The sequence below is a fragment of the Luteimonas sp. A537 genome (genome assembly GCF_054052065.1).
On sequence record NZ_JBSVRH010000003.1, the window covers coordinates 204327 to 218031 of the forward strand.

Below are 13705 nucleotides of genomic sequence, written 5' to 3' on the forward strand. Positions count from 1 at the left end.
CGTCCCCCTCCACGAGGAAAGAAGGCCCACCCCGCAGTCTTGTGGGAGCGGCTACAGCCGCGATCGGGGTCCGGGACTGTCAATCGCGGCTATAGCCGCTCCCACGGGCCATCGGGGGAGGATAGCGCGTGCCATCGCGGTCATGGCCGCTCCCACGAACGAAAAGGCCCGCCTTGCGGCGGGCCTTTCGAAAATCGCGTGAGGCCGGGGCCTTACTTGATCTTGCCTTCCTTGTAGATCACGTGCTTGCGGACGACGGGATCGTACTTCTTGATCTCCATCTTGCCGGGCGTGTTCTTCTTGTTCTTGTCGGTGGTGTAGAAGTGGCCGGTGTTGGCCGAAGAGATCAGGCGGATTTTGTCGCGCTTGCTGGGCATGTTGTTCTCCTCAGACCTTTTCGCCGCGGGCACGCAGCTCGGACAGGACCGAGTCGATGCCATTCTTGTCGATGGTGCGCATGGCAGCCGCGGAAACGCGCAGCTTCACCCAGCGGTTCTCGCTGGCAACCCAGAACCGGCGCTCGTGCAGGTTGGGAAGGAAACGGCGACGGGTCTTGTTGTTGGCGTGCGAGACATTGTTGCCGGTCTGCACGCGCTTGCCGGTCACCTGGCAAACTCGGGACATAACGCACCTCGATGGTGATTGGGTGTTCCCCATGGCCTGGGGGACGGCGGCCCCGGCGACTCCCGTGTGGGATGCGCCATGCGATGCGGGTCATTGGTTGCTGCCGGGCAGGCGCCGGATCGCATTCCGGGCCGCCGGGACCGCCTTGTGGGGCGGCCGGACGCAGCGAGCCAAGCATTATGCGGGTTCGCACCCATCCAAGGCAAGCCCGGACCCGTTCCTGGTCCCGACCCCGTTCCTGGCCCAGGCCAGGGCGTGCGATGTGTCTCAGCGCTGGCCGCGCAGCCGCTCCAGCACCCCGTCCAGCGAATCCAGGTCGCTGTAATGGATCACCAGCTTGCCCTTGTTCCCGCGGCCATGGGCGATGGTGACCTTGGCCGCGAGGACGCCGGACAGCTCGTTCTCCAGCGCCACGATGTCGGCCTGCGGGCGTGCGGTGCTGCCGCTGCCCTTTTTCTTCGCGGTCGTCGGCACCCGGCCGGCGGCGAACTGCTGGGCGCGATGCTCGACCTCGCGCACCGACCAGCCGTGTTCGGCGGCGTCGGCGGCAAGCTTGCTGGCCAGCTCCGGCGACAGCGTCAGCAGCGCGCGGGCGTGGCCCATCTCCAGGCGCCGGGCCTCGACCAGTGCGCGGATCGCCGGCGGCAGCTCAAGCAGGCGCAGCAGGTTGGAGACCGCCGCGCGCGAGCGGCCCACGGCTTCGGCAGCGGCGGCATGGGTCAGGTCGAACTCGTCGATCAGGCGCTGCAGGGCCTGGGCTTCTTCAAGCGGGTTCAGGTCTTCGCGCTGGATGTTCTCGATCAGCGCCATCGCCACGACCGTGCGGTCGTCGACTTCGCGCACCACCACGGGGATCTCGGCCAGGCCGGCTTCGCGCGTGGCGCGCCAGCGGCGCTCGCCGGCGATGATTTCGTAGGTGCGGTCGGGCAGGCGGCGGACCACGATCGGCTGGATCACGCCCTGGGCGCGGATTGATTCGGCAAGCTCGGTCAGTTTCGCCGGATCCATGTGCCGCCGCGGCTGGTACTTGCCCGGCGCCAGCGCGTCCACGGGCAGGGTGCGCAGGGCGTCGCCGGGGCGCGCCTCGAGCGCCGGCGCGTCTTCGGCGGCCTTGGGGCCGAGCAGGGCCTCAAGGCCGCGGCCGAGGCCGCGCTTCTTCGCCGCGCCGGCCTTGGCCGGCGGCTTCCTGGCTGCGGTCATGCCGCCTTCTCCTTCTGTTCGCGCTCGCGCTGGCGGCGGATCACTTCCCCGGCAAGGCCAAGGTAGGCGATGGCGCCGCGCGAGGCGCGGTCGTAGCCGACGATGCTCTGGCCATGGCTGGGCGCTTCGGCCAGGCGCACGTTGCGCGGCACGATGGTGCGGAAGACCTTGTCGCCGAAGTGGGTGACGAGCTCGGCCGAAACCGCGTTGGTGAGGTTGTTGCGGACGTCGAACATGGTACGCAGCACGCCTTCGATCTCGAGCGCCGGATTGAGCTTCTGCTTCAGCGCCTCGATGGTCTGCAGCAGCGAGCTCAGGCCTTCCAGCGCGTAGTACTCGCACTGCATCGGCACCAGCACGCTGTCGGCGGCGGTGAGCGCGTTCAGCGTGAGCAGCGACAGCGCCGGCGGGCAGTCGATGATGATGTAGTCGTACTTCGGGCGCAGCGGGTCGAGCGCGCGCTTGAGGCGCTGCTCGCGACCCTCCTCGTCCATCAGCTCGATCTCGGCCGCGGTCAGGTCGGTGTTGCCGGGCAGCAGGTCGAAGCCTTCGGGCGTGCGCACCAGGGCATCGGCGGCACTGACTTCTTCCAGCAGCACGTCGCAGGTGGATGCGGCCAGCTCGCGCTTGTCCACGCCGCTGCCCATGGTCGCGTTGCCCTGCGAGTCGAGGTCGACCAGCAGCACGCGCTTGGGCGTCTGCGCGAGCGCGGAGGCAAGGTTCACCGCCGTGGTCGTCTTTCCGACGCCGCCTTTCTGGTTGGCGATGGCGATGATGCGGGCCATGGGCTCGGTCTGCCTCGATGCAGGGGTGCGGCGGGAACCCGGAACGGAATCGTGACCGGGTCGGTGATTATGCCCCGGCGGGCGCCGCGCGGCCCACCACCACCAGGTGGCGTTCTGCGGCAAGCCCTGGCACGGCCAGCGGACGCACGGCTTCGACCTGCCAACCCGCGGGCAGCGCGGCGAGTTCGGCCTCGGGGCGCGCGCCCTTCATTGCCAGCAGCCGGCCGCCAGGCGCCAGCAGGTGGCCACCGACGGCGAGGATGTCGGCCAGGGTGGCCATGGCGCGCGCGGTGATCGCCTCGAAGGCGCCGGGCATGTCCACGGCCTCGGCCCGCGATTCGGCCACCTGCGCGTTGGCGAGTCCCAATGTGCGCACGGCCTCGCGCAGGAAGCGCGCCTTCTTGCCGTTGGATTCGACCAGGGTGACCTGCAGCCCGGGCAGCGCGATCGCCAGCGGGATGCCGGGCAGGCCGGCGCCGGTGCCGAGGTCGGCCAGGCTGGCGATGCCACGCACATGGGCCTGCATCGACAGCGAATCGAGCAGGTGCAGGGTCACCATCTCGCGCGGGTCGCGGATGGCGGTCAGGTTGTAGGTGCGGTTCCAGCGCGCCAGCAGCTCGAGGTAGCGGCGCAGCGGCGGGGCCAGCGCGGGATCCAGGCCAAGCTCGGCAAGGCCGGCATCGAGCGCGGCGTGGGGGTCGGTGTGCATGCGGCCATTGTAGGCGGCGCCGCGTCAGGTCCAGCGCGTGCGCCAGGCCACGGTCGCCAGGTAGTCGGGTGCCGGGCGGAACGTTTCCAGGGTCCAGTCGGCGGGGACGCCCAGCGCGGGGTCGCAGGCGGCCAGCTGCCAGGCCTCGCCCACGCACGCGAACACCAGCCGGTGCAGGCCGAAGGACAGGCCTTGGCCGTGCGCCTTGAGCACGGCCTCCTTCGCGCACCACAGGCGGACGAACGCCGCTTCGCGCGTCGCATCGGGCATCACCGCCAGGGCCGCGGCTTCTTCGGGCGCGAAGAAGCGGTCGGCCAGGACCTGGGCCTTGGGCCGCGGCCGCTTCACCTCGATGTCGATGCCCACGCGAAAGCCGCGCGCCAGCGCCATCAGCAGGCCTACTCCGCTGTGGCTCCAGCTGGCGTCCCAGTCCTGGTGTGGCGGGCCCAGCTGCGGGCGTCCGTGCGCGCTGCGACTGATCGACAGGCTGGCGGCGGGGACGGCGAGCTCGCTGGACAGCCAGTCCCGCACCAGAGGCTCCGCCGGCTGGCCGTGGCGATAGGGTCGCCATGCGCAGCGGACGGGGCCGAGCCGGACCTGGCCTGCAGACAGCGGCATCGGTGCGGGATTCCTTTGGATGGGGCGGACCACCAGCGTAAAGTACCGCCTCTGCCGGAGGGAATCGGCAGTCCGTACACAGGGGGGCGCAGGCGCGTCCGGGAGAATGCAGCGCATGTCGGCAGTCATTACCATCCACGGACGGCAGGACGTCGCCACCGGTCCATCGTCGCCGCTTGCGGCCGGTGCGCCGGGCCGCACGGTCGCCTATGGCCAGGGCGGCAGCGTGGCGCTGGAGGATTTCCTTGCCGAAGTGCGCGGCGTCGCTGCGCTGCTGCCCGAGCAGCCATTCGCCGTGAACCTGTGCGAGGACCGCTACCGCTTCCTGGTCGCGTTTGCCGCCGCCGCCGTGCGCGGCCAAGTGACACTGTTGCCCCCCTCGCGCACGCGCGCTGCGATCGACGAGGTCCGCGCCCGGCACCCCGACAGCTATTGCCTGGGCGATGCCGATGCCTGTGGCTGCGCCGACATGGCGCCGCTGCCGCACTACCTGCGCCTGCCCGACGTCCTGCCGCGCCTGGCCGGTGGCATGCCGCGGCTGCCCGACTCGGCCACTGTCGCCATCGGCTACACCTCGGGCAGCACCGGTGCGCCCAAGGCCAATCGCAAGACCTGGGGCAGCTTTGCCACCAGCACCGCGCAGAACATGGCCGCGCTGGACGGCCTGCTGCCCGCCGGCGCCACCGCGCACGTGGTGGCGACCGTGCCGCCGCAGCACATGTACGGCATGGAGATGTCGGTGCTGCTGCCGCTGGCCGGTGGCGTGGCGGTGCACCAGGCGCGTCCGTTCTTCCCGGTCGACATCGCCGCCGCGCTGGCTGCCGCGCCGCTGCCGCCGCTGCTGGTGACCACGCCGGTGCACCTGCGCGCGCTGGTCGAATCCGGCGTGGCGCTGCCGCCGCTGGCCGGCATCATCGCCTCCACCGCGCCGCTGCCGCCGGCGCTGGCCGCGGCCGCGGAAGCCGCCTTCGGCTGCGAGGTGCGCGAATTGTTCGGCTCCACCGAAACCTGCATCCTCGCGCGCCGGCGCACCGCCATCGACGAGGCCTGGACGCTCTTGCCCGACGTTGAGCTGCAGCCGCAGCCCGATGGCACCCTGGTGCATGCGGCGCACCTGGACGCACCTGTGGCGCTGGCCGACATCGTCGAACTCCAGCCCGGCGGCCGCTTCCGGCTGCGCGGGCGGCAGTCGGACCTGCTGGAGATCGCCGGCAAGCGCGCCTCGCTGGGCGACCTCACCCATCGCCTGCTCGCGATCGACGGCGTCCGCGACGCGGCGCTTATGCAGCTCGCGCCCGATGCCTGCGGCGTCTCCCGGCTTGCCGCCGCGGTGGTGGCCCCGGGCCTGGACGAGGCCGCGATCAGGGACGCGCTGCGCCAGGTAATGGATCCGGTGTTCCTGCCCCGGCCACTGCGCCTGGTGGACAAGCTGCCGCGCAACGACACCGGAAAGCTCCCGCGGCAGGCATTGCTGGACCTGCTTTCGGGGGCATGAGCCGCCGCTCGAACGCCCACGTCGCCATCACGAGTGAATCCCCAGACTGGCGTTGCGCCGTACCGGCGAGGACCAATCCGGAGGATCCATGAATTTCATCGTCTATCTCATTGTCGGCGGCATCGCCGGCTGGCTTGCCAGCATCATCATGCGCACCGACGGCCAGCAGGGCCTCCTGCTGAACATCATCATCGGCATCATCGGCGGCTTCCTGGGCGGCTGGCTGCTGCCCATGCTCGGCCTCGGCCTGGGTGGCGGTTGGCTCGGCTTCCTGATCACCGCGCTGATCGGCGCGATCGTGCTGCTCGCGATCGTCAACCTGTTCCGGCGCGGCAGCGTGCGCTGACACACCGCCGCAGACGTGTTTCGAGGAGGCCCGGGATTCCCGGGCCTTTCTCGTTCTCCAGTAGGAGCAGCTATAGCTGCTCCTACTGGGGGATTGCGAGGTCTACCCAGGCGGGGGCGTGGTCGCTGGGGCGCTCCCAGGTCCGCGGTTCGCGGTCGATGCCCGAGGCGACCGCGGCATCCCGCAGCGCATCCGACACCAGGGTGAAATCGATGCGCAGGCCGAGGTCGCGGCGGAACGCGGCTTGGCGGTAGTCCCACCAGCTGAAGATCCCGCCCTCGTCGCTGTGCAGGCGGAAAGCATCGTGCAGGCCGAGGTCCAGCAGCGCCTGCAGCGCGGCGCGCTCCGCCGTGGACGTCAGGATGTGGGTGTCGTTCCATACCTCCGGGTCGTGCACGTCGCGCGCGTCCGGGGCGATGTTGAAGTCGCCCAGCACCACCATCTTCGGGTGCCGCTGCAGCTCGTCGGCCAGCCAGGCGTGCACCGCCGCCAGCCAGCGCAGCTTGTAGGCGTACTTGTCGGTGCCCACGTCCTGGCCGTTGACCACGTAGAGGTTGACGATGCGCACGCCGTCGACGGTGGCCGCGATCACCCGCTTCTGCTCGTCCTCGAAGCCGGGAATGCCGTATTGCACGTCGGCGATGGCGCGCTCGCGGGCAAGGATGGCGACGCCGTTGTAGGTCTTCTGGCCCAGGAACACGCTGCGGTAGCCGAGCGCGGCCAGCGCGTCGTCCGGGAAACGCGCGTCGTCGAGCTTGGTCTCCTGCAGGCCGACCACGTCCGGCGCGAAGGCCTGCAGCCACTGCTGCAGGTGCGGCAGGCGGACGTTGAGGGAGTTGACGTTCCAGCTGGCGATTTTCATGCGGCAATGATCGTCGGTCCGTAGCGTCCAGGGCAAACACGCCCTGGCTCATGGCCGCGATCATGGCCGGGCTAGAATCCGCCCATGGCCAACAACAACATCAGACCCTACCGCGGCACGCTGCCGAAACTTGGCGAACGCGTCTACGTCGATCCGGCCGCCGTCGTCATCGGTGACGTCGAGATCGGCGACGACAGTTCCATCTGGCCGACAACCGTCGTCCGCGGAGACGTCAACTTCGTGCGCATCGGCGCGCGCTGCAACCTGCAGGACGGCACCATCGTCCACGTCAGCCACGCCGGCCCGCATTCGCGCATGGACGGCTATCCCACCCTCATCGGTGACGACGTCACCATCGGCCACGGCGCGATCGTGCACGCCTGCCGTATCGGAAACGGTGCCCTGATCGGCATGGGCGCGACGGTGATGGACGGGGTGGTGGTCGAAGACCACGGCTACGTCGGCGCCGGCGCGCTGGTGGCGCCGGGCAAGGTGGTGCGCAGCCGCGAGCTGTGGCTCGGCAACCCCGCGAAGATGGTGCGCGTGATCGACGACGCGGCGGTGGACGGCCTGCTGTACAGCGCCGCGCACTACGTGCGGCTCAAGGACGAGTACCTCGCCGCCGGCTGAGCCGGTGGTGTCCTGGCACGGCTGTGGGAGCGACTACGGCCGTGTCGCATCGCTCCCACGCAAGCCGGAAGAGGCGGCAAGGGGTCAGTCGGCAGTGACCAGGTGCGCATGCTCCGCGCGCAGTTCGCCGTAGATCTCGTCGGTCTCCGGCCGCACGCCGTGCCAGCGTGCGAACGACAGCGCCGCCTGCTCCACCAGCATGCCCAGGCCGTCGACCACGGCGTACGCGCCGCTGGCGCGGCCCCAGGCAAGGAAGGGAACGGCGGCCTCGCCGTAGTTGAGGTCGACCGCGGCCATGCGCCGGCCGACCAGCGAGCGCGGCAAGGTCGGCAGGCCGCCGCTGCGCGCGGCCGAGGTGGCGTTGACCACCAGTTCGAACTCGCCCAGCGTGCCGATGTCGGCCATGTGCCGCGGATGCACGCGGCCGGGTTGCCCGAGCAGGTCGGCCAGTGCGTCGGTGCGGGCCGACGTTCGGTTGACGATGTAGAGGTCGCCGATGCCGGCGTCCAGCAGCGCGGGCGCGACGCCGCGCGCGGCGCCGCCCGCGCCGATCAGGAGTGTGCGGCGCGCGCGCAGGTCGAGTGCGTGGCGACCGGTGAGATCGCGAACCAGTCCTTCGCCGTCGGTGTTGTCGCCATGCCAGTCTTCGCCGTTGCGCACCAGCGTGTTGACCGCGCCGGCGCGGCGCGCGCGCTCGGTGGTGTCGGCGCAGAGCGCGAGCGCGTCCTGCTTCAGCGGCAGGGTGACGTTGGCGCCGGCGCCGCCGCGATCGGCGAATTCCGCCAAGCGCGTGCGGAAGTCGCCGATGTCGGCGTCGATGGCGGCGTAGTCGATGGCGATGTCGGCGTCGCGGCCGAAGGCGGCGTGGATGCGCGGCGACAGCGAGTGCGCGACCGGATGCCCGAACACTGCGTAGTGCTTCATGACTGCCTCCCGGGTGGCCGTGGCGGCACATGGCGCACCGCCGATGGGTTCGAGTCTACGCCTCGGCTCAGCCTTCGCGCAGCCAGCGCGCGGCGTCGAGCGCGAAGTAGGTCAGCACGCCGTCTGCGCCGGCGCGCTTGAAGCCGAGCAGCGACTCGAGCACGCACTCGCGTTCGTCCAGCCAGCCGTTGGCGGCGGCGGCCTTCAACATCGCGTACTCGCCGCTGACCTGGTAGGCGAAGGTCGGCACTCCGAAGGCGTCCTTCACCCGGCGCACCACGTCCAGGTAGGGCATGCCCGGCTTCACCATCACCATGTCGGCGCCCTCGTCGAGGTCGGCGGCGACTTCGCGCAGCGCCTCGTCGATGTTGCCGGGATCCATCTGGTAGGTGCGCTTGTCGGCCTTGCCCAGCGCCGACGCCGAGCCGACCGCGTCGCGGAACGGGCCGTAGAAAGCCGAGGCGTACTTGGCGGCGTAGGCCAGGATCCGCGCATGCACGTGGCCCTCTTCTTCAAGCGCCATGCGGATCGCGCCAATGCGGCCATCCATCATGTCGCTGGGCGCGACCACGTCGGCGCCGGCGCGGGCGTGCGACAGCGCCTGTTTCACCAGCGCCTCGACGGTGATGTCGTTCTGCACGTAGCCGGTGGCGTCGACGATGCCGTCCTGGCCATGGCTGGTGTAGGGATCGAGCGCGACGTCGGTGATCACGCCGAGCTCCGGGAAGCGCGACTTCAGCGCACGTACGGCGCGCTGGCAGAGGCCTTGGTCGTCCCAGGCCGCGGCGGCGTCGAGCGACTTGGCCTCTGGCGCGGTGACCGGGAACAGTGCCAGCGCGGGCACGCCGAGTTCGCAGGCCTGATCCGCTTCGCGCAGCAGTTCGTCGATCGAAAGGCGCTCAACGCCGGGCATCGAAGGCACGACGGCGCGGCCGTCGGGCTCGTGCACGAACACGGGATAGATCAGGTCGTCGACGGTGAGGGTGTGCTCGCGCATCAGCCGGCGCGAGAATGCGTCGCGGCGCATGCGCCGGTAGCGGGTGTCTGGGTAGGCCATGCGGCCATTCTACGCCGGCCTGCCAGGATCGAAGTCCGGAGCAGGGAACAAAGAAGGCCGGCGCCCGTGGGCGCCGGCCTATGCTCAAAACCGCAGAGCGATCAGCGCTTGGTGCAGACCGTCACCGCGCTTGCCTTGGACCTCGGCACGAAGCCCAGATCGCGCAGGCGAGCCACGAACGGTGCGATGCAGCCGCGGTAGGCCGCGTTGCCGCTGCCGTGGGTGTCGCGGCACAGCGCATCGGCTGCCTGCAGGTTGGCGCCACCGGCCAGGCCGACCAGGCCGACCGCAGGCACGCCGGTGTTGCAGCTGCCTCCGTTGGTGGTTGCGTTGCCTGCGTTCAACGTCCAGCCCAGGTCCTCGTACAGGGCCGGGGTCAGGTCCAGGCGCACGCTGGAGTCCAGGTCCTGGTTGATCGACGGCTCCATCAGCGCGTTCGGGGAGTGGCTGACGTCGAAGTGCGAGAACGTGGAACCCTGGGCCAGAACGGCCGGCGAGTACATCAGCGCACGACCGGAGTCGTCGGTGCCGGCGAAGCTGCCCTCGACCAGCTCCATGCCCAGTGTCGCACCCGGAATGCCGGCCTTCAGCAGGTTGGCGTCGGCCAGCGAAACGCTGAGCGTGGGCACGGTGGCGTTCACGGTGGCGTCTTCGGCCATCTGGATCACGCCGGCGACGTTGTTGGCGACCACGACCGCGATCGCACCGGCATCCTCGGCCATCTTCGCTTTGATCTCGAACGCGCAGGTACCGCGGTCGACCACGGCGATCTTGCCGGCATAGGCACCAGCAGGCGAAGCCTCGCAGCCAAAGCTCGGGTCGGCGCTGCCGTCATCGACGAGCACCAGCTCGCCGTTGAAGTTGGCCGGAGTGGCCTCGGGGCCGAACTCCGCCGTGCCGAACAGGAACTCGCCGCTGACGGTGCCACCGCCGGTGAGCGCGATCTTCGATGCCAGCGCCATCGGCACCTGGGCGGTGACGTTGGCACCGGTCCAGGCCAGGCCGCCGCCGATTGCCGCCGTCCGGCGCTGGGCGTCGGTCATGTCGATCCAGTTCAGTCCCGAGACGTTGTCGAACACGAAGCTCGAATAGATGTCCGGGTAGCCGCTCTGCGGGGCGCCGCTGGCGAGGCTGTAGAAGCCCTGGAAGTTCAGGCCGTGGCCGATTTCGTGCATCACCACGTCGAGGAAGTTGATCATCCCCGCCGGGGTGTTGCCGTCCAGGCCGTAGTACCAGCCCGAAGTGTCCATGCAGCCGGGCGAGCCCAGGTTGGCGTTGAAGTTGCTGCTGATCTCGTCCTCGCCCTCCGACAGGTCGACGCCGGTGATCGAGTTGGCCAGTGCTTCGCCGTACCAGGTGCCGGGCACGGCGCCATCGAAGTCGCGCTGGATGAAGCGTGCGCCGGCCGAGCCGAGCACGCCGCCGGTGGCGGTGCAGGCGAGTGCGGTGAACTGGGCCTGGACGCGGATGTCCTCCTCGCTCTCCAGCACGGCGCCCCAGAGGTCGGCGGCGAACTGGTAGGCGATCTGGCGCTGCTCGCCGACGGTGGTGCCGGGGTTGTTGCCCACCGGCGTTGCCGGGGTGGGGTCGTTGAGGCCGACGCCCGGCGCGTTCATGTTGACCGGGATGATGGTCGCGGCGCTGGCTGCGCCGATGGCGAAGGTCGAGGCGGCCGCGAGTGCGCAGGCAAGGATCGTCTTATTCACGGGCGGACTCCACGGTGGTCGCGGGTGCGGAATGGCCGTTGGCATCGCCGTGGCCGATGACGATCGAACCGTCCTCGAGCTGGGTGGCGGTCACGTAGGACATCATGTCATCGGACACCTGCATGCTGACGCGGCCGTCGCGGTGGCGCTTCATCGTGCGCTCGGCTTCGGCGCGGGTCTTCGGGCCCGGCTTCGCGATCGACATGCGGTCGGCGGTGCGCAGGCGCGAGTTGGCTACGGCGGCGGCGCGCAGTTCGGCCTGTTCGGCTGCGGTCGGGGCGCGCAGGCGGCCGGTGGCGGGATCGATGGCGACGGTGACGCCGGCATAGGAGCCGGTGGCAGGTGCGTCGGCAGTGGCCGGTTCGGCCGCGTGCGCGGCGAAGCCGGCGGACAAGCCGGCCAGCAACAGCAAGGTGGTGCGTTTCATCGGAGTCAATCCTCGGAGTCGGGGCACCCGGGAAAATCGTGGCCTGAGCCACCGTTCCCCCCGAACGGTGCCTTCGTGGTCAATGCGAAGGTGTGCAGGCCGTGTCGCGTGGCCCGCCCCGAATATGCGCTGTGTCCGGATTTCACTCAATCATGCACTGCAACAAAACGGGTGCGAATGGTCGTTCCGGCGCTCAGGCCGCCGGGGCGCCATGCACGCCATCGATTTCCACCGCAAGTTCCTGGCGGCAGATGGCCGCGTGCAGCAGCAGCCGCGGCACGGCGTCGCCGAAGCGTCGATCCAGCGCTACGGCCACCAGCGGCAGGTCGTGGGCGTCACGCACGTAGACCTTGAGCCGCGTGCCGGCGCCAAAGCGCGCTGGCAGTGACGGGTCGTGGCGCCGCGCCGCGCCGACAAGCGCATCGAAGTTGGCGAAGGTTTCCTCGAGCTGGGCCAGCAGCTCGCCGTCGTGCATCGACGCATGGCCGACCACCGCCGCGGTGCCCGACAGCAGCAGTGGCATGGCGCTGCCGGCCGGGGGCAGCATCGCGCGCGCGAAGCTTGGCGCCTGCGGGCCGTACTGGCGCGGGTAGCGGTAGGCGCTGACCTGGCGCGGATTCTCCACCGGCGTGCCCGGCGCCGCCGAGGCCAGCCAGTACACCTGCACCACGCGCTCGCCGTCGCAGCGGCCGATGGCGGTGGCCGCCGGCAGCGTGCGCACATCGAAATCGCCCAGCCCGTGGGCGCGGCCGACGCAGAAGGCGCGGTAGCGCTCGTCGTCGCCGCTGCCCAGGGTGATCGCGTCGACGTAGTTCCACACGCGCAGCAGGTGCGGGGTGCGGCTGCCGGTGGTGAAGGCCGCCAGCCGCGCATAGGCGTGCCGTGCGGCGCCCTGGATATCGCCCTCGCGCTCCGGAACCTCGACCACGCCGAACAGCAGCTGGCCATCGCTGGCCCAGCGCACGCCATCGTCACGGCCGCGGATCACCGGCGCGCTGCCGCGCCAGACTTCGAAACCCGTGGTGCCGTGGGGCTCCAGCGGCACCCGCAGGTAGCGCGGATCATCGTGCGTGGCCGGCGCCGCGCCACCGAAGCCGAAAACCGCCAGCACGTCGTCGCAGCCCAGCAGGGGCGACGGGTCCGGTGCATCGACGTACTCGATCGAGAGCCGGGGCATGCCGGCGATTGCGGGGGCGTCACGGCGGACCGTGGTCCGGGAGCCGGTGTGTGTGTCTTCTGCGGGGTTGTGCATTTCGCGGCGCGCGTGGCCATGCGATCATCGGGGGCAAGATGATAGCCGCAACGGAAGCCGCAGCATGTCCACACAGTCCCCAGCCGAACGCGAACTTGCCGAACTCCTGGTCGAAGCATTGAGCCTCGATGACGTCGAGCCCGGTTCGATCGACCCCGAAGCGCCGCTGTTCAACGCCGGCCTGGGACTGGATTCGATCGACGCGCTGGAGCTGGCGCTGGCGGTGGGCAAGCGCTATGGCTTCCAGCTGCGTTCGGACAGCGAGGAGAATCTCCGGATCTTCGCCTCGCTGCGCGCGCTGTCGGCGCACGTCGAAGCCAACCGCGCCTGACGCCGGCGGCCCGGTGCCGGCCATGGGCCTGGCCCTCGCGGTCGCGATGGCGGTGGCCTACGCGGTGCTTGCGCACCTGGCCAGCGCCACCCTGGATGACCGCTACGCGTATGCCGCCCTGCTCTCGCTGGTGGTGATGATGCTTGCCGCGGGCCTGGCCGCGCGCCGCGCCTGGGCCTGGGCCGCGCTGCCGCTGGCGGTCGCCGCCTGCCACCTCCTGTACCGATCGGGCCACGCCGGGCTGCCGCTGCTGGTGGCGCCGGTGGTCTTCGTCGGCGTGATCGCGTGGCTGTTCGCCCGCAGCCTGTGGTCGCCGCGCGGTGCGCTGATCACGCGCATCGTCGTCGCCGTCGATGGCAGCACCCCGGACACGCTGGCACCCGGGCTGCTCGCCTACAGCCGCCGGCTGACCGCGGCCTGGGCGGGCGTCCTGCTGCTGCTGGGCACGGCCAACCTGGCGTTGGCGATGGTCGCCCAACCCGGCGGTCTGCTGTCCAGCCTCGGCCTGCCAGCGCCGGTCAGCATCACCCGCGAGCAGTGGTCGCTGTTCGCAAACATCCTCAACTATGGTCTGCTTGGCGGGTTCTCCGCCATCGAGTTTGCCTGGCGCAAGCATCGCCTTCCAGGGCACCACGGCAGCTTCGTCCACTTCCTCCGGCAGATGGCGGGGCTGGGGCCGGCATTCTGGCGAGATTTCCTGCGCTGAACAGGGGGTTGGCCGCGCCCTTTGGGTATGCTT

Annotated in this window: 17 protein-coding genes; 5 read left to right on the forward strand and 12 right to left on the reverse strand. The window is 70.3% G+C overall.

Annotated features, from left to right (window positions below; genetic code table 11):
- Positions 1–212: 212 nt before the first annotated feature.
- The 6 genes from rpmG to ACW7GZ_RS08560 all read right to left on the reverse strand — a co-directional run bounded on the left by rpmG (position 213) and on the right by ACW7GZ_RS08560 (position 3936).
- Positions 213–377 (reverse strand): 50S ribosomal protein L33, encoded by a 165-nt coding sequence (rpmG, locus tag ACW7GZ_RS08535; protein WP_133322566.1) that lies wholly within the window; start codon positions 375–377, stop codon positions 213–215.
- Between the two features lie 10 nt (positions 378–387).
- Positions 388–624 carry a 50S ribosomal protein L28 gene (gene rpmB / locus ACW7GZ_RS08540; protein WP_343276403.1) on the reverse strand — a complete coding sequence of 79 codons (237 nt, stop codon included), beginning with the start codon at positions 622–624 and terminating at the stop codon, positions 388–390.
- A gap of 267 nt (positions 625–891) precedes the next feature.
- A complete protein-coding gene (locus ACW7GZ_RS08545; protein WP_457008781.1) occupies positions 892–1824 on the reverse strand; it encodes a ParB/RepB/Spo0J family partition protein in 933 nt (310 codons plus the stop codon).
- Positions 1821–2609: a ParA family protein gene (locus tag ACW7GZ_RS08550; RefSeq protein ID WP_457008783.1), complete on the reverse strand. Its 789-nt coding sequence runs from the start codon at positions 2607–2609 to the stop codon at positions 1821–1823. The genes ACW7GZ_RS08545 and ACW7GZ_RS08550 overlap by 4 nt, the downstream gene beginning before the upstream one ends.
- A 67-nt stretch (positions 2610–2676) precedes the next feature.
- A complete protein-coding gene (gene rsmG / locus ACW7GZ_RS08555; protein WP_457008784.1) occupies positions 2677–3318 on the reverse strand; it encodes a 16S rRNA (guanine(527)-N(7))-methyltransferase RsmG in 642 nt (213 codons plus the stop codon).
- A gap of 24 nt (positions 3319–3342) precedes the next feature.
- Complete coding sequence (locus ACW7GZ_RS08560) at positions 3343–3936, reverse strand: 4'-phosphopantetheinyl transferase family protein (protein WP_457004309.1); 594 nt, start codon at positions 3934–3936, stop codon at positions 3343–3345.
- A gap of 115 nt (positions 3937–4051) precedes the next feature.
- Between ACW7GZ_RS08560 and ACW7GZ_RS08565 the strand changes: the two genes are divergently transcribed.
- Complete coding sequence (locus ACW7GZ_RS08565) at positions 4052–5431, forward strand: AMP-binding protein (RefSeq protein WP_457008786.1); 1380 nt, start codon at positions 4052–4054, stop codon at positions 5429–5431.
- Positions 5432–5519: 88 nt separating this feature from the next.
- Entirely contained in the window at positions 5520–5777 is a 258-nt protein-coding gene (locus ACW7GZ_RS08570) for a GlsB/YeaQ/YmgE family stress response membrane protein (RefSeq protein WP_457004312.1), read from the forward strand.
- A gap of 82 nt (positions 5778–5859) precedes the next feature.
- Here ACW7GZ_RS08570 and xth read toward each other — a convergent pair whose 3' ends face one another.
- Entirely contained in the window at positions 5860–6639 is a 780-nt protein-coding gene (gene xth / locus ACW7GZ_RS08575; protein ID WP_457008788.1) for an exodeoxyribonuclease III, read from the reverse strand.
- Between the two features lie 84 nt (positions 6640–6723).
- Between xth and ACW7GZ_RS08580 the strand changes: the two genes are divergently transcribed.
- Positions 6724–7269: a gamma carbonic anhydrase family protein gene (locus ACW7GZ_RS08580; RefSeq protein ID WP_457008790.1), complete on the forward strand. Its 546-nt coding sequence runs from the start codon at positions 6724–6726 to the stop codon at positions 7267–7269.
- A gap of 84 nt (positions 7270–7353) precedes the next feature.
- Here the strand turns inward: ACW7GZ_RS08580 and aroE are convergent, their stop codons facing one another.
- The 5 genes from aroE to ACW7GZ_RS08605 form a co-directional block, all read right to left on the reverse strand.
- Positions 7354–8193, reverse strand: a complete 840-nt coding sequence (gene aroE, locus ACW7GZ_RS08585) for a shikimate dehydrogenase (protein WP_457008792.1) — start codon at positions 8191–8193, stop codon at positions 7354–7356.
- 67 nt (positions 8194–8260) lie between these two features.
- Entirely contained in the window at positions 8261–9250 is a 990-nt protein-coding gene (gene hemB, locus ACW7GZ_RS08590) for a porphobilinogen synthase (RefSeq protein WP_457008794.1), read from the reverse strand.
- A gap of 101 nt (positions 9251–9351) precedes the next feature.
- Positions 9352–10956, reverse strand: a complete 1605-nt coding sequence (locus tag ACW7GZ_RS08595) for a PA domain-containing protein (protein ID WP_457008796.1) — start codon at positions 10954–10956, stop codon at positions 9352–9354.
- Positions 10949–11383, reverse strand: a complete 435-nt coding sequence (locus ACW7GZ_RS08600) for a post-PEP-CTERM-1 domain-containing protein (protein ID WP_457008797.1) — start codon at positions 11381–11383, stop codon at positions 10949–10951. Before ACW7GZ_RS08600 ends, ACW7GZ_RS08595 begins: the two co-directional genes overlap by 8 nt.
- Positions 11384–11576: 193 nt before the next feature.
- Positions 11577–12560, reverse strand: coding sequence for a chorismate transformation enzyme, FkbO/Hyg5 family (locus tag ACW7GZ_RS08605; RefSeq protein WP_457004326.1), 984 nt, complete (start codon positions 12558–12560; stop codon positions 11577–11579).
- A 139-nt stretch (positions 12561–12699) separates the two neighbouring features.
- On the opposite strand from ACW7GZ_RS08605, the gene ACW7GZ_RS08610 reads away from it, so the two are divergent.
- Positions 12700–12966 (forward strand): phosphopantetheine-binding protein, encoded by a 267-nt coding sequence (locus ACW7GZ_RS08610; protein WP_343255523.1) that lies wholly within the window; start codon positions 12700–12702, stop codon positions 12964–12966.
- Between the two features lie 22 nt (positions 12967–12988).
- Positions 12989–13672 (forward strand): ketosynthase, encoded by a 684-nt coding sequence (locus ACW7GZ_RS08615; RefSeq protein WP_457008799.1) that lies wholly within the window; start codon positions 12989–12991, stop codon positions 13670–13672.
- Positions 13673–13705 lie beyond the last annotated feature (33 nt).